This is a genomic window from Streptomyces sp. NPDC058525 (assembly GCF_042719495.1).
Lineage (GTDB): Bacteria > Actinomycetota > Actinomycetes > Streptomycetales > Streptomycetaceae > Streptomyces.
Window position 1 is genome coordinate 1 of sequence record NZ_JBHXNP010000106.1, and the last position, 14,686, is coordinate 14,686.

The window sequence follows — 14,686 nt, forward strand, 5'->3', positions numbered from 1 at the left end:
AGCGCGGACAGGATTTGAACCTGCGACCTCTGGGTTATGAGCCCAGCGAGCTACCGAGCTGCTCCACCCCGCGTCGGTGAAACCACAGTATCACGACGCGGGACGGAGCCATGACCGTCGGCGGTCAGCCTCCCGGCTTGGGAGCCGTCAGCTTCGCCTCCGCGTCGATCGCCCGCTTCAGCGCCGCCTTGATGTCCTCCTGCGCCTTGCCGAAGGCCGCCCAGTCGCCCGCCTGCCGGGCCTTCTCGGCCTCCTCGATGGCCCGCTGGGCGTCGGCGAGCGCCGCCTTCACCGTCGGGTCCGCGGCGGTCGGCGGTGTCACGGTGCCGTCGCCCGGGGGCTGGACCGGCGGCACGGGCGTGGTCGGGGCCTCGGCCCCGAAGACCACGTTCAGCGCCTTCTCCAGGGTGTCCTCGAAGGCCGTCTGCCCGCCGTAGGTCACCAGCACCTTGCGCAGCAGCGGGTACTTCAGCCCCGAACTGCGCACGTACACCGGCTCCACGTAGAGCATGCCGCCGTCGAGCGGGACCGTGAGCAGGTTTCCGTACTCGACCTCCGAGTCGCCACCGCGCAGCAGGCGGATCGACTCGGCGATCTTCGGTTCGGACTGGAACTTGCTCTGGACCTGCTTGGGGCCGTCGACCGGCTTGCTGGTCGGCAGCTTCAGGACGCTGATCTTGCCGTAGTCCGGGGTGCCCGGATCGGCGTTGACCGACATGAAGGCGCTCAGGTTGTCCCGCTCGTTCGGCGTGAACGTCGTGGTGAGCGAGAAGACCTGGTCCTTCTCCGTCTGGCCCGGCAGCTTCATCGACAGGTAGTACGGCGGAACCGCCGTGCCGGCCTTGGTCGTCGGGTCGTCGGGGACGGCCCAGGCCTCACTGCCGCTGAGGAAGGTCTGCGGGTCGGTGACGTGGTAGCGGGTCAGCAGCTCGCGCTGGACCTTGAACAGGTCCTGCGGGTAGCGCAGGTGGTCCATGAGCGGCTTGGAGATCTCGCTCTTGGGCTTCACCGTGCCCGGGAACGCCTTCATCCAGGTCTTCAGGACCGGGTCCTGGGTGTCCCACTGGTACAGGTCGACCGTGCCGTCGTACGCGTCGACGGTGGCCTTCACCGAGTTCCGGATGTAGTTGACCTGGTTCTCCTGCGCCACGACCGCGCGCTGGCTGTTGGTCAGCGAGTCCGCGGTGCTCTGGCCCAGGGTGGTGCGCGAGGCGTACGGGTAGCCGTTGGTGGTCGTGTACGCGTCGACGATCCACTTGACCTTGCCGTCGACGACCGCCGGGTACGGGGCGCCGTCGATGGTCAGCCACGGGGCGACGGCCTCGACGCGCTCCTTGGGCGTGCGGTTGTACAGGATCCGCGAGCCCTCGCCGATGGCCCCCGAGTAGAGGATCTGCGGCTCGCTGAAGGTCAGCGCGTACGCGGCGCGGTTGATCGGGTTGTCGAGGCTGACGCCGGAGTTGCCGGTGTAGCTCGTCTCCTTCTCGCCCTTGTCGTCCGAGTAGTCGAGCTCCTTCTGCGGCCCGCCGACGATCGAGTACTGCTTCGTCTGCTCGCCGTAGTAGATGCGCTGCTCGAAGTCCGTGCCGAACATGCCCTTGGAGGGCAGGTCGGACTGGGTGAAGTCGGGAGCGCCCTGGTCACCGACGGTGGTGCCCTTGGCCGCGACCACACCGTAGCCGTGCGTGTACTTGAAGTGGTCGTTGATCCAGTTGTTCTTCGGGATGCCCGCGATGTTCAGCTCGCGCAGCCCGATGACGGTGTCCTGGCCGTTGTACCGGTCCACGGCGAGCGTGGACGGGAAGGCGTAGTAGCCCTTGACCTGCTGGAGCTGCTGGAACGCCGGCGAGACGATGTTCGGGTCGAGCAGGCGGACGCTGGCGGTCGTGTCGGCCGCCTTGCGCAGCTGGTTCTTGTCCGTGCCCGCGGTCGGGACGCCCGGGTAGTCCTTGACCTCGGAGCCGGCGATCCCGTAGGCGTCGCGCGTCGCCTTGATGTTCTTCTGGACGTACGGCGATTCCTTGGCCTGCTCGTTCGGCTGGACCTGGAACTTCTGCACGATCGCCGGATACAGCCCGCCGATCAGGATCGCCGAGAGCACCATCAGGCCGAAGCCGATGACCGGCAGCTGCCAGGTGCGGCGCCACAGCGTCGCGAAGAACAGCACGGCGCAGATCGCGGCGATGGCGACGAGGATCGTCTTCGCCGGGAGGTACGCGTTCGCGTCGACGTAGCGCAGGCCGGTCCAGTTGTCCGCGGCCTTGAAGTCACTGGACTTCACGGCGAGGCCGTACCGGTCGAGCCAGTACGCGATCGCCTTGAGCGTCACGAAGAGGCCGAGCAGCACCGACAGGTGGCCGGTCGCCGCGGCGGTGGCCCGGGCGCCCGGGCTGGTCACGCGCAGTCCGCCGTACAGGTAGTGCACGACGGCCGCGGCGATCACCGACAGCACGACCGCGGCGAAGCCGAAGCCGAGCAGGAAGCGGTACCAGGGCAGGTCGAACGTGTAGAACGACACGTCCAGGTGGAACTCGGGGTCCTTCTGACCGAAGGGCACCCCGTTCACGAACATCAGCCAGGTCTTCCACTGGCCGGCCGCCGAGGCGCCCGCGATCAGGCCCACCAGCACGGCGATGCCCAGCAGCAGCCACTTCTTGTACGGGGCGACGCTCATCCGGTACCGGTCGAGGCTCTGCTGCTCCATCGACATCGCGCTGAGCGGCGGCCGCAGCCGGTGCGCCAGCCAGATGTTGAACCCGACGGCACCGGCCATCAGCAGGCCGAAGATGGCGAAGAGGCCGATCTTGGTCCACAGGGTGGTGGTGAAGACGGTGGAGTACTTCACGGAGCGGAACCAGAGCCAGTCCGTCCAGAAGCCCGCAAACATGATGAAAAGCATGACCAGGACAGCCAGCACGCCCAAGGTCATCAGGAGAGTGCGGGCTCGCCTGGACGGGCGGCCGACTCTCATCCGTGGCCCCGAAGGGCCTCCGCCGCGGTCCGGCATCTGGAAAGCCAAGGTGCGCACCTCTGAAAGTCGCTGGGTTTGGTATTCAACGGGGCCCCCGATCGTAGAGCCCACTCATGGAACTTACTGAGGCTTTAGTCAGTTCCCGGTATCCGGTGGAAAGGAGGCAGGATGTTGTCCATGTCCAACCTTTCGCCTTCCCCCACACCGCCCGACAAGCCGACTCCGTCGGCGGGGCCGATGGCGGCCAGCCCGCTGACCCGTGCCTGTCTCGAGATCGACGAGTACGCGGCCGGCCTCGGCTGGGACAAGCCCGCCCGGCTGTTCGCCCTCGTCGACACCGCCCGGCTCAAGAAGCAGGAGCCGCGGCTGGCGAGCCAGCTCGGCCTCGACCAGGACGACGCCGGCAAGTCCTCCCTCACCCCGATCGAGCAGGACGAGGTCCCGGCCGGGACCCCCCTCGACAAGTTCCTCGGCACCATCGCCTGGCCCGACGCGGTCGTCGGCTGCGCGCTGACGGTGGAGCGGCTGATGCTGCCGCCGTCCGCGGAGGCCTCCGTACCGGAGGGGCTGAGCGACAAGCAGCTGACGAAGTGGGTCGCCGGACACCCGGAGCGGCAGGAGGTCCGGCTGACCGTGGCCGTGCTGCGCGACGGGTCGCGGGAGTCGGCCGTACGGCTGCGCGAGAAGGACTCCTCGACCGAGGTCCTCACCGGCGGGGGCCTGGTGCCCGGGCTGGCGGAGGCGCTGGCGGCGACCTTCTCGTAGCCGCCGGGTCCGCGCGCGGACCGGTGGGGCAGGGGGCGGGGTCAGGGCTTGGCGCTGCACTGCGGCAGCCCGGCCGCGTCCCCCTTGCTGATCTTCTCCAGCGACTTCGTGGCGTCCTCGATGGTGGAGACCTTCACCAGGGTCAGCCCGTCGGGCACGTGGGCGGCCGCGGCCGCGCAGTTGTCGGCGGGCGTCAGGAAGTACCGGGCGCCGGCCTGGCGGGCGCCGATGGTCTTCATCTGGATGCCGCCGATGGGGCCGACCTTGCCCGTGTCGTCGATGGTGCCGGTGCCCGCGACGAACTTGCCGCCGGTCAGGTCCTCGGGGCTGAGCTTGTCGACGATCCCGAGGGCGAACATCAGGCCGGCGCTCGGGCCGCCCACGTCGGCGAGCTTGATGTCGATCGTGAACGGGAAGGTGTGGTCGGTCCCGGCCCGGATACCGACGATGGCGTGACCGTCGCCCTCCGCCTTGCCCGCCGTGATGGTGACCTTGGTGGAGCCGGTGGGCTCGCGGTTCGCCTTCGCCGCCTCGGCCGCCTCGGCGGCGGGCACGATGGTGAATTCGACGGGCTCGCCGGGCTTGTGCTTGGTCACGAGCTTCGCCACGTCCTCGGGGGCGGTGACGGGGGCGCCGTCCACCGCCTTGATGACGTCACCGGCGTGCAGCTTGCCCTCCGAGGGGCTCGCCTTGACCACGGAGGCGACGATGACGCGGGCGGAGACCGGGATGCCGAGCTGCTTGAGGGCTGCCACCTTGGCGCTCTGCTGCGACTGGCTGAACTCCTCGGCGTTCTCCTGGGAGGACTGCTCCTCCGTCTTGCCGTCCGGGTAGAGGTTCTCGTGCGGCACGACGATGTTGTCGTCGGTCAGCCACCCGTACACCGCTTCCAGCAGGTTCATGTCGTAGTCCGCGCCGGTGACGCGGACCGTCGTCATGTTGAGGTGACCGCTGGTGGGGTACGTCTTGCGCCCCGAGATGTTGAGGACGGGCTCGCCGTGCGAGTCCCCAAGCGTGTTCACCGTGGGGCCGGGGCTCATCTCGGAGTACGGGACCTTGATGAACACTCCTGCGCAGAGCAGCGCGAACAGCACGAGGGTGGAAGCGAGCATCGTCGCAGTGCGGCGTGGCATGGATCCGACAGTACGGGACGGCCCTGGCGGGCGGCCGCTGGGGCCGGTCCGTACGGGGGCCGTACGCGGAACTCTCAGGGGAATCTCAGACGGAGTCGGAGCCGGAGTGCGCCTGTGCCTTCGCCTTGGCCTGTTCGGCATTGCCCATGGCCTCGCGGAACCGCGCGTAGCCCGCGAGCTCGGATATGTCGCCTTGCGTGCGGTCGCGTGCCGCCCAGCTGCCCCATATGCCCGCACCGATCGCGGCGAACAGCGGAATCAGCAACCACGCCAGAGACGCCATGGGCCTGCCTCCCTACCCCTGAGTACATGTCGTTGGTGGCTTCAACGCTCATGCCCGGGAGGGGGTTACGCAAATCGAGGGCGTGTTGCGCGGCCGAACGGGTGCGAGGGTACCGCCTTCCGGGGGTAGCTCCACGACCGGGTGTTCAGCAGGCGCCGACCCACTCCTCGGTGCCGTCGGAGAACGTCTGGTGCTTCCAGATCGGGACCTCGTGCTTGAGGTCGTCGATCAGCATCCGGCAGGCCTCGAAGGCCTCGCCGCGGTGCGGGCAGGACACGGCGACGACCACGGCCAGGTCGCCGACGGACAGGTCGCCCACGCGGTGCACGGCGGCCAGCGCCCGGACCGGGTACTTGGCCACGACCCGCTCGGCGACCCGGCGCATCTCGGCCTCGGCGGTGGGGTGGCAGGAGTAGCCGAGGGAGTCGACGTCCGCCCCGCTGTCGTGGTTGCGCACCGTGCCGACGAAGAGCGTCGTGCCGCCCGTCGCGTCGTCGCCGACGGCCCGGAAGACCTCGTCGATCGAGAGCGGGGTGTCACGGATCGCGAGCAGCCGGATCGGGTCCTGCGCGGCCTGCTCGCCGGGGTGATCGAAGTGCGGTGCCATGCCTTCATCGTGCCTTAGCCGCTGACGCGGCGAAATAGCTGATTCACCCGTGCCGAACGCCGCCCCTTGGGAGCCTCCTACAGAAACCCCCAGAAACGGCCCCTCAACAGCCCCTCCCAGCCCGCCGGCATTCCCAGCCCCGCCGGCGTTTGAGGCGCGGGGCCCGGGGCGGAGCCCCGATCTTTGAGCCGCGCCGACCCCTCCAGCCCAGCCAAAATCCAGCCCCGCCGGCGTTTGAGGCGCGGGTCTGGGGCGGAGCCCCAGCAGCGGCGCCGCACCCCCCGGCGGGAGCCGACCGGTCAGATCCCGCGCCGCTTACGCGCCCTCCGCACCGCCGCCGCCGCACCCAGCAACGCCACCGTCGCCCCCGCCGCCCCGGCCGCCGTCGCCGCGTCCTTGCGCCCGAGCCGCCGCCCCGCGACCGTGTGCCGGCCCGCGACCTCCTGGAGGAGCTCCGCCAGCACCTCCTCGTTGGTCCAGCGCGGCCGCCACCCCGCCGCGTGCAGCCCGCTGACGCTGACCACCCACGGGTGCATCGTGTACGCGAGGTCCCCGGCCGGGGATGGCGTCAGGCCGATGCGGTGCAGCCGGGCCGCGGCCCCCAGGGCGACCGCCGAGGGGAGCTCCATGCGGCGGATCCCGCTGAGCTCCTCCACCTCCTCCTGCTCGAGCCAGCCCTCGCAGCCCACCGCGAGCTCGCCCTCGACCTTCTCCAGGGCCGCGTACTCCAGTGCGCTGACCAGGTCCTCCACGTGGCAGAACTGCCAGGTGGGGCGGGACCCGGCGACCACGAGCAGCCGCGGGGACTCGAAGTACCGGGTCAGGGCGGTGTCCGTGCCGCCGACCAGCACGGCGGGCCGGACGACCGTGACGTTCAGGCCCGGGTGCGCGCGCGGCGCCCGCCGCCCGAGGCGCTCGATCTCCAGCAGGTCGCCGACGCCGGTCGCCTCGGCGGTGGCCCGCAGCTCGGAGTCCTCGGAGAGCGGGATGTCGTTGTCGGGCAGGGCCCCGTAGACCATCGCCGAGGTGCACAGCACGACGCGGTGGACCCCGGCCGCCGCGGCGGCGGTCAGCACGGTCTGGGTCCCGCGCACGTTGTACGCCGTACGGGCCGCCGGGTCGGTCTCCAGGTCCAGGTCCAGGGCGAGGTGCACGACCACGTCCGCGCCGCGCAGCTTCTCGGCGATGGCGGGGTCCCGTACGTCCAGGACGTGCCACTGCGCGGCCGCGCAGTCACCGCGCCGCTCGTCGATCGCGACGACCTGCTTGACCTCGTCGGAGGCGGCCAGGCGGGCCACCAGCGCCGCGCCGACGCCCGAGGCGGCGCCGGTGACGGCGATCACGGGGCTGCGCCGCGGCAGGCCGGCCTCGTTTCGCGGCTGGCGAACACCGGGAGCGTCCTCGCCGTGCTCGGCGCGGATTTCCGCGTCGTGCGGCGCGCGGTCGTGCTTGTCCGAGCCGTGTTTGCCCAAAGCGTGCGGATCCGGGGAACTCACCAGGCGTCTCCAGCGGTTGTCTTCAGTAGGGACGCGCCGTGACGCGTACCTACCAGGTGACGTCCATCCTGCCGCAGCCCAGGAGTCGGCGGAGCACCGAGCCCCGAAGCGGGTGTGGTGTCTACGCTGGGTGGTGTTGTCGGGACCAATGCCCGTCGGCTCCCGCCGACGGCCCTACGAGCCGAGGAAACCCGTGAGTGACACCCCATTCGGATTCGGCCTTCCGCCGGAGGAGCCGGAGAACGGCGACGAGGGCAAGAAGAAGGGCGGCCAGGGCGGCCAGGGCGGCCCGAATCCGTTCGGGTTCCCGGGCATGGGCCTGCCGGGCGGCGCCGGCGGCCCGGGCGGTGCGGACAACCCGTTCGCCGCGATGTTCGGTTCGATGAACCCGAACGACCTCGGTGCGGCCTTCCAGCAGCTCGGCCAGATGCTCAGCTACGAGGGCGGTCCCGTGAACTGGGACATGGCCAAGGACATCGCCCGCCAGACCGTCGCACAGGGCACGGCGGACGGCGTGAAGGACACCAGCGTCGGCGTCGCCGAGAAGTCCGCGGTCGAGGAGGCCGTGCGGCTGGCCGACCACTGGCTGGACGGCGTGACCTCGCTGCCCTCGGGCGCGACCACGGCCGTGGCGTGGAGCCGCGCCGAGTGGGTCGAGGCCACCCTCCCGGTGTGGAAGGAGCTCGTGGACCCGGTCGCCGAGCGGGTCGGCGCGGCCATGGGCGGGGTGCTCCCCGAGGAGATGCAGGCCATGGCGGGCCCGCTGCTCGGGATGATGCGCTCGATGGGCGGGGCCATGTTCGGCCAGCAGATCGGGCAGGCCGTGGGCGTGCTCGCGGGCGAGGTCGTCGGCTCCACCGACATCGGGCTGCCGCTGGGTCCGGCCGGCAAGGCCGCTCTGCTGCCGCTGAACATCGAGAGCTTCGGCAAGGACCTGAGCGTGCCGCTGGACGAGGTGCGGCTGTACCTGGCCCTGCGCGAGGCGGCCCACGCCCGGCTCTTCGCGCACGTGCCGTGGCTGCGCTCGCACCTGTTCGGTGCGGTCGAGGGCTACGCCCGCGGCATCAAGGTCGACACCTCGAAGCTGGAGGACGTGGTCGGGCAGCTGGACCCCTCCAACCCGGAGCAGCTGCAGGAAGCGCTCGCGGGCGGCATGTTCCAGCCGCAGGACACCCCCGAGCAGAAGGCCGCCCTGGCCCGCCTGGAGACGGCGCTCGCGCTGGTCGAGGGCTGGGTCGACGCGGTGGTCCACGAGGCCGCGAAGACCCGGCTGACCTCGGCGGACGCGATGCGCGAGACCATGCGGCGGCGGCGCGCCTCCGGCGGCCCGGCGGAGCAGACCTTCGCGACGCTGATCGGCCTGGAGCTGCGCCCGCGCCGGCTGCGCGACGCCTCGCGGCTGTGGGCCTCGCTCACCGACGCGCGCGGTGTGGACGGCCGGGACGGCCTGTGGGAGCACCCGGACATGCTGCCGACGGCCTCGGACCTGGACGACCCGGACGGCTTCGTGCACCGCGAGCAGCTGGACTTCTCCGAGATCGACAAGATGCTCGGCGAGGCCGCCGAGAAGCGCGACGAGAAGCACGACGAGAAGCACGACGGCAACGGCGACCAGGACGGCGACGAGAAGAAGTGAGCCTGCACGAAGACGCGGTCCTCGTCCTGAAGGGCTACGAGGGCCAGCCCGAGCTGCGCGACGTCTACCTGGAGCACCTGGCCGCCCATCCGGACGGGGTCTACAAGCCCTGCCGGGCCGGGCACGTGACGGGCAGCGCGCTGGTGATCGACCCGGAGCGGCGGCGGGTCCTGCTGACCCTGCACAAGAAGCTGGGCATGTGGCTGCAGATGGGCGGCCACTGCGAGCCCGGCGACACCACCCTCGCCGAGGTGGCGCTGCGCGAGGCCCGCGAGGAGTCGGGCATCGCGTCGGGCCTGACGCTGCTGCCCGGCGGCCCGGTGCGTCTGGACCGGCATCCGATCCCGGCGCCCTGCAACTGGCACCTGGACGTGCAGTACGCGGCGCTGGCCCCGGCCGGGGCGGAGGCGGAGATCAGCGAGGAGTCGCTGGACCTGCGCTGGTTCCCGTACGAGGAGGTGGCGGCGGTGGCCGACACCTCGGTCGTACGGCTGCTGGAGGCGACCCTCGCGCGGCTGTGAGCCCGGCATGACGAAAGGGGCGGCCCCTTCCGCGGGGCCGCCCCTTCGCCGTGCTCCGGAGGGCTAGTTCCAGGCGTTGTTCTGGTTCTGCGCGTGCGCGCCGTGCTGGCCCATGCCGAACTGGGCGGCGGCGCCCTGTCCGATCTGGGCGTTCTGCGGCGGCAGCACCTCGCTGGGCTGCACCAAGGCGTAACCGGTGCCGAGGAAGCTCAGCTCCCAGCCCTCGCCGGTGTTGCCGCGGCGCCGCCAGACGCCGGTGGAGTGCGTCTGGGCCTGCATCTGCACCCGCAGCGAGGTGGACCAGGCGACGATCGCGTCCGCGTCGGCGTTGACGTACTTGTCGGGCGTGACCTGGAGCATCAGGGGCTGCCCGGAGGTCATCAGGGCGACCTTGCCGCGGCCGCTGATGTTGAGCTGGTATTTGCCGGACCCGGAGATTCCGTACTGGCTGTCCACCGCGATGACTTCGGTGTGCAGCGTGGAGTCCAGGGCCAGCACGTAGCTGCTGTCGACGGTGAGCCCGTCCTGGTCGACGTCCACGACGTGCACGTACTGGGCCAGGTTGGCGAGGTAGACCGTGCCCTGCCCGGAGCAGCGCATGAGGTCGAGGCCCTCTCCGGTGCGGCGGCGGGCGCCGCGCTGGTTGGCGCTCTGGTACTCGCCGTCGAAGTCGATGATCCCCTGGTAGGCGACCATGGCGCCCTTGCGCGCGAGTACGTCGTCGGAGCCGGTCAGCGAGACCCGCAGCAGCTGCGGGTTCTGGACGGTGTACCGGTCCTGGGACTGCGCCTCGGCGTGGGCGAAAAGTGCGCTCTGCATGATGTGTCCGCTCCCCCTCAGCCCCGGGCCCGGAGCCGGTCGGTGCTGTCCTCGCTGGGCTGTACGACGACGATGCCCTGGCCGGAGAAGGCCATCTGGTAGGCCTCCCCGCTGCCCCGGCCGATCATCGACGAGGCCTTGAAGCTGCGCTTGCCCTTGACCTTGAGATTCGGCGACCAGGCGACGAGCGCGTCCGGGTCGACGTACGTCTCGTCCTCGCCGCGGCCGCAGTCGACGACGATCGGCGTGCCGCGCGAGGTGAGCGCGACCCAGCCCGTGCCGGCGATCGACACGTTGAACAGGCCCTGCCCGGCGAACTTGGCCATGCCCTTGACCCGCTCGACGCCCCACTGGAGGTGGGCGTCGAAGGCGAGCAGGTTGGTGCCGTTGACGGAGAGCGCGTCGTTGTTGAGGTTGATGACGACCACGTCCGCGCCGTAGTCGGCGAGGTAGAGCAGGCCGTCGCCGGTGCACTTCATCAGCGGGGCGCCTTCGCCGGTGAGCCACTGGGAGGCCATCTGGCGCACGGCCGGCGGGTTGGGCTCGTACTGGACGAAGCCCTCGTAGGCCACCATCGAGCCGGTGCGGGCGAAGAGGTCCTGGCCGCTCTGCATGGCGACCTTGAGCATGGCCCGGCCGTGGTTCTCCATGCGGGCCGTGACGGGGGTCGGGGCGAAGCCCGCGAGCTGCTGGTTCATTGCGTTCATATCGGGCTCCCTCAGACCTCGTACGGCTGGACGACGATGAAGTTGCCGGGAGCGCCGCGGAACTGGAGGTTCACGGTCTCCCCGCTGTGGCCGGGGTAGGCGTTGCGCCGGAGCCGGACCTGACTGGAGATGATCACCTGCGAGGCGGCGGACCAGGCCACGATGGCGTTGCTGTCCGCGAAGGTGGTCGGGGTGACGGGCAGGACGACGGGGACGCCGTGCGTCTTGACGATCACCGTGCCGGTGCCCTGGAACTGCATGGTGAACAGGGCGCCGCCGGGGATGCCGTGGCCTTCGATGCGGCGGACCTCGTGCTGGAGCGACTCGTCGAAGGCGAGGACGCTCTCGGCGGAGACGCAGATCGCGTCGCCCTGGAGCTCGATCGCGTGCAGGTGGGCGCCGTTCTCGGCGAGGAAGACCTGGCCGCGGCCGGTGCAGCGCATGAGCTGCATCTCCTGGCCGGTGGCGTTGCCGACGATGCGGCCCGCGAAGCCGGCTCCCTTGTAGCTGAAGTCGACCTTGCCCTGGTAGAGGACCATGCTGCCCTGGCGGGCGAGGACGGCCTGGCCGCCCATCGACAGGTCGACGCGCATGAGCTGCTGGTTCTGCGGGGTCCAGCGGGCGCCCGTGGGGGCTTCCTTGTACGGCTGGAGGGCGGCGGCGAGACCGGCTCCGGCGGCGGCCGCGGCCTGCGGGGCGTAGCCCGGCTGCTGGCCGGGGACCTGGCCGAAGGCGGGCGGCTGGCCCGGGACCTGGCCGTAGCCCGGCTGCTGGCCGTACGGGGCGGGGGCCGGGGCGGGCGGCGGGACCTGGCCGTAGGAGGGCTGCTGGGGCGGCTGCCCGTAGGGCGCGGGGGCCTGCGGGGCGAAGGGCGCTGCCATGGTGGGCGCGCTGTGCTGCGGGTACGCCTGCGGTTGCGGGGCGGGCGCGGGAGCCGGGGCGGGCGCGGCGGCGGGCACGGGTGCGCCGAAGGAGGGCGCGGGAGCCGGCGGCTGCGGGGCCGGGACCTGCGGGGGCGGGGCGCCGAACGACGGGGCCGGGGCCGGGGCGGCCGCCTGCGGCGGCGGGGCGAATCCGGGCGCCGCGGCGCCTGCCGGGGCGGCCGGTGCCTGCTGCTGCGGCTGCTCCTCGGCGACCTCGCCGCCGAAGTTCCTGAGCAGTGCGTCGAGTCCGCCGTCGAAACCCTGGCCGACGGCGGCGAAGCGCCACACGTCCTTGAGGTAGAAGTCGCCGAGCATCACGGCCCGCTCGGTGGTGAACTCCGAGCCGTTGAACGCGTACCGCACGACCTCTTCGCCGCCGGCCACGATCCGGATGTAGCCCGGGCCGACCTGGGACATCTGGCCGGCGCCGTCGATGGTGGCGGTGAAGGACAGCTTGTGGATGGACGCCGGCACGCGGTCCAGGGTCACCCGGAAGGATTCCGTGTCACCGGCCTGCGCGCCGAGCTGCTGGATGGACTCCTCGGGCGACTTCGGCTGGTTGAAGAAGACGAAGTAACGGTCATCCGACAGCTGTTCGTTCGCGTCGAGGCCGAAGCAGCTGATGTCGAAGGTGAGTCCGGGCCCGGCGATCTGGACACCCACGTACAGATCGGTGCCCGCCGTCAGATCACTGATCTTGGCCTTGTGGCCCCGTTGGAATTCCCTTGCCATACGTAACGACCGTCCCCCATCCCGACTGTGAATGCGTGCCGCTCAGGCTAACGGCAACGGCCGACATCCGGCCAAGTCGGTACCGACCCGGTACATATCACCGTGCGTGACGGCCCGGGCCGGCGCGCCGGGCTATTCGTCGCGGGCTGCGGGAACCTTCGGCAGGCGCTCGGCGGCGACGATTCCCTCCAGGTACCCGCGGGCCCGCTCGGTCCGGGGGTAGGCCTCCAGCAGCGCCCAGAAGCGCGGTCCGTGGCCGGGCACGAGGAGATGCGCCAGCTCGTGCAGGAGCACGTAGTCGACGACGTACTCGGGCATCCCCTGGAGGCGGTGCGAGAGCCGGATGCTGCCCTCGGCCGGGGTGCAGGAGCCCCAGCGGGTGTTCTGGTTGGTGACCCAGCGGACGGAGCGGGGGCGGGCCCGGCCCTCGAAGAACTGCTCGGACAGGCGCTCGGCGCGCTCGGTCAGCTCCGCGTCCCCGAGGGTGCGCTTGCTCTCCTGCGCGGCGAGCTTGTCGAGCATGACGCCCACCCAGCGCTGCTCCTCGGCCTCCGACATCCGGGCAGGGATCAGGACGACCGTACGGTCACCCTCGCGGTAGGCGGATACGGTCCTGCGGCGGCGCGCGCTCCGGCGGACTTCGACGGCGCGCTGCGGTGGGTCGGCGGACACGCCACGACGGTACCCGGTACCCGTCGCGGAAGTCCCGCGCGTCCGGGGTTCGAACGCGATCGATGCGCGGCCGGTATCCCGAACGCACTATTTCTCCATCTCATATGCCTAATAGGCCTTGCCTGTGGACAAATCTCTGCACGGAACGCGGGGGACGGGCACTGTGGCGGAGGAAGGCAGAAGGGGGCGGCGGCGGCAGCGCCGTACGTGACATCGAGGGGGACGGCCATGTATCCGAAGGTGAAGCCTGCGCTGGCGCGGGCGTGGCGGGATCTGCAGACGGTGCAGTTCGGGGTGACCCCGGCGCATGCGGTGGTGCTCGGCCCGGTCGACACGGCGACGGGCGCGTTCATCGACCGGATCGACGGGACGCGGCGGATGGAGCTGTTGCGGGCCGAGGCCTCCGGGATGGGGCTGCCGGACGGGCAGGCGGACGAGCTGGTGCGGCGGCTGGCGGGGGCCGGGCTGATCGACGACGCCACGGCGGGCGGCCCGCGGGCCCAGGCCGTGCGCGGGCGGCCGGAGGCCCTGGAGCGGCTGGGGCCCGATCTGGGCTCGCTCTCCCTGGTCCACCGCGAACCGGGCGGGGACTTGCGGGGCATCGCCGCGCGCCGGGCGATACGGGTCCAGGTGCGCGGGAGCGGCCGGGTGGGCGCCTTGATCGCCTCGGTCCTGGCGGGAGCCGGCGTGGGCGGGGTCGAGGTGCTCGACGGCGGCCGGGTCGAGCCGGGGGACGTGGCCCCGGGCGGGCTCGGTCCCGGGAGCGTGGGCCGGCTGCGGGCCGAGGCGGCTGGCGGGCTGGTGCGCGAGTCGGCCCCGGCGCGCGCCCCGCGGGCCGGGGAGGGCGGGGGCCCGGAGCCGGGGCTCGCCCTGGTGGTGGTCGCGCCGCGGGACGGGCTGCACGCCTGGGCTCCGGATCCGGACACCGCGGCCGCCTGGGTCGCGGCGGGGATCCCGCACCTGTATGCGGGGGTGCTGGAGGGCACCGGGCTGGTGGGGCCGCTGGTGCTGCCCGGGGCGACCGCGTGCGCCGGATGCATGGAGCGCGACCGCGTGGACCGGGATCCCGCCTGGCCGAGGATGCTGGTGCAGTGGCGGTCGGCCCACCGCCGCCGGGCGGGCGCCGCCTGCGATCTGGGGCTGTCCACGGCGGTGGCGGGGCTGGCCGCGGCCCACGCCCTGTCCTTCCTCGACGGCGAACTGCCCGCCTCCACCGCGTCCCGCTGGGAGGCCGCCCTGCCGGGGCTGCACTGGGAGCACAGCCCGCTCCTGCCCCATCCCGGCTGTCCGTGCGGTGCGAACGCCGGCAGGCAGGCGGTGGCGCAGGGCGCCGGGGAAGGATCGGGAGCGGACCCGCCGGGAGGGCCATGACAGGATGCGTGGGTTGGAGGGGTACTCCCGAACCGCCGCTTGCGGCGCAG

At 71.7% G+C, this 14,686-nt stretch carries 13 protein-coding genes and 1 tRNA gene; 4 read left to right on the forward strand and 10 right to left on the reverse strand.

The genetic code is table 11. The features are described 5' to 3' along the window. Positions 1-75: transfer RNA gene (locus ACFWP3_RS34545), tRNA-Met, on the reverse strand. A gap of 49 nt (positions 76-124) precedes the next feature. Beyond that, the gene (locus tag ACFWP3_RS34550; protein WP_384229099.1) at positions 125-3,028 is read right to left on the reverse strand and encodes a UPF0182 family protein; all 2,904 of its coding nucleotides are present in this window, start codon (positions 3,026-3,028) and stop codon (positions 125-127) included. A gap of 120 nt (positions 3,029-3,148) precedes the next feature. Between ACFWP3_RS34550 and ACFWP3_RS34555 the strand changes: the two genes are divergently transcribed. Then, positions 3,149-3,736, forward strand: a complete 588-nt coding sequence (locus ACFWP3_RS34555) for a PPA1309 family protein (protein ID WP_384229101.1) — start codon at positions 3,149-3,151, stop codon at positions 3,734-3,736. A 41-nt stretch (positions 3,737-3,777) separates the two neighbouring features. On the opposite strand, the gene ACFWP3_RS34560 is transcribed toward ACFWP3_RS34555, so the two are convergent. From ACFWP3_RS34560 to ACFWP3_RS34575, 4 genes are all read right to left on the reverse strand, one after another. Continuing rightward, positions 3,778-4,869, reverse strand: coding sequence for a PDZ domain-containing protein (locus tag ACFWP3_RS34560; protein WP_384229103.1), 1,092 nt, complete (start codon positions 4,867-4,869; stop codon positions 3,778-3,780). A gap of 85 nt (positions 4,870-4,954) precedes the next feature. Continuing rightward, positions 4,955-5,152, reverse strand: coding sequence for a hypothetical protein (locus ACFWP3_RS34565; RefSeq protein WP_384229105.1), 198 nt, complete (start codon positions 5,150-5,152; stop codon positions 4,955-4,957). A gap of 145 nt (positions 5,153-5,297) precedes the next feature. Next, positions 5,298-5,759 (reverse strand): molybdenum cofactor biosynthesis protein MoaE, encoded by a 462-nt coding sequence (locus tag ACFWP3_RS34570; protein ID WP_384229108.1) that lies wholly within the window; start codon positions 5,757-5,759, stop codon positions 5,298-5,300. Positions 5,760-6,058: 299 nt separating this feature from the next. Continuing rightward, positions 6,059-7,120, reverse strand: coding sequence for an SDR family oxidoreductase (locus tag ACFWP3_RS34575; protein ID WP_384229153.1), 1,062 nt, complete (start codon positions 7,118-7,120; stop codon positions 6,059-6,061). A 328-nt stretch (positions 7,121-7,448) separates the two neighbouring features. Between ACFWP3_RS34575 and ACFWP3_RS34580 the strand changes: the two genes are divergently transcribed. Both ACFWP3_RS34580 and ACFWP3_RS34585 read left to right on the forward strand, forming a co-directional pair. Beyond that, complete coding sequence (locus ACFWP3_RS34580; RefSeq protein ID WP_384229110.1) at positions 7,449-8,891, forward strand: zinc-dependent metalloprotease; 1,443 nt, start codon at positions 7,449-7,451, stop codon at positions 8,889-8,891. Further along, complete coding sequence (locus tag ACFWP3_RS34585) at positions 8,888-9,412, forward strand: NUDIX hydrolase (RefSeq protein WP_384229112.1); 525 nt, start codon at positions 8,888-8,890, stop codon at positions 9,410-9,412. Before ACFWP3_RS34580 ends, ACFWP3_RS34585 begins: the two co-directional genes overlap by 4 nt. 63 nt (positions 9,413-9,475) lie before the next feature. On the opposite strand, the gene ACFWP3_RS34590 is transcribed toward ACFWP3_RS34585, so the two are convergent. The 4 genes from ACFWP3_RS34590 to ACFWP3_RS34605 all read right to left on the reverse strand — a co-directional run bounded on the left by ACFWP3_RS34590 (position 9,476) and on the right by ACFWP3_RS34605 (position 13,265). After that, positions 9,476-10,231, reverse strand: coding sequence for an AIM24 family protein (locus ACFWP3_RS34590; protein ID WP_384229115.1), 756 nt, complete (start codon positions 10,229-10,231; stop codon positions 9,476-9,478). A gap of 17 nt (positions 10,232-10,248) precedes the next feature. Continuing rightward, entirely contained in the window at positions 10,249-10,929 is a 681-nt protein-coding gene (locus tag ACFWP3_RS34595) for an AIM24 family protein (protein ID WP_384229156.1), read from the reverse strand. Positions 10,930-10,949: 20 nt separating this feature from the next. Beyond that, complete coding sequence (locus tag ACFWP3_RS34600; protein WP_384229118.1) at positions 10,950-12,593, reverse strand: TerD family protein; 1,644 nt, start codon at positions 12,591-12,593, stop codon at positions 10,950-10,952. Between the two features lie 132 nt (positions 12,594-12,725). Continuing rightward, positions 12,726-13,265, reverse strand: a complete 540-nt coding sequence (locus ACFWP3_RS34605) for a M48 family metallopeptidase (protein ID WP_384229122.1) — start codon at positions 13,263-13,265, stop codon at positions 12,726-12,728. Between the two features lie 228 nt (positions 13,266-13,493). On the opposite strand from ACFWP3_RS34605, the gene ACFWP3_RS34610 reads away from it, so the two are divergent. Continuing rightward, positions 13,494-14,636 (forward strand): TOMM precursor leader peptide-binding protein, encoded by a 1,143-nt coding sequence (locus ACFWP3_RS34610; protein WP_384229125.1) that lies wholly within the window; start codon positions 13,494-13,496, stop codon positions 14,634-14,636. Positions 14,637-14,686 lie beyond the last annotated feature (50 nt).

Coding starts and splice junctions, on each gene's coding strand:
- ACFWP3_RS34590 (WP_384229115.1), bottom strand. CDS start 10,231: ATGCAGAGCGCACTTTTCGCCCACGCCGAGGCGCAGTCCCAGGACCGG.
- ACFWP3_RS34600 (WP_384229118.1), bottom strand. CDS start 12,593: ATGGCAAGGGAATTCCAACGGGGCCACAAGGCCAAGATCAGTGATCTG.
- ACFWP3_RS34570 (WP_384229108.1), bottom strand. CDS start 5,759: ATGGCACCGCACTTCGATCACCCCGGCGAGCAGGCCGCGCAGGACCCG.
- ACFWP3_RS34555 (WP_384229101.1), top strand. CDS start 3,149: ATGTCCAACCTTTCGCCTTCCCCCACACCGCCCGACAAGCCGACTCCG.
- ACFWP3_RS34560 (WP_384229103.1), bottom strand. CDS start 4,869: ATGCCACGCCGCACTGCGACGATGCTCGCTTCCACCCTCGTGCTGTTC.
- ACFWP3_RS34595 (WP_384229156.1), bottom strand. CDS start 10,929: ATGAACCAGCAGCTCGCGGGCTTCGCCCCGACCCCCGTCACGGCCCGC.
- ACFWP3_RS34565 (WP_384229105.1), bottom strand. CDS start 5,152: ATGGCGTCTCTGGCGTGGTTGCTGATTCCGCTGTTCGCCGCGATCGGT.
- ACFWP3_RS34610 (WP_384229125.1), top strand. CDS start 13,494: ATGTATCCGAAGGTGAAGCCTGCGCTGGCGCGGGCGTGGCGGGATCTG.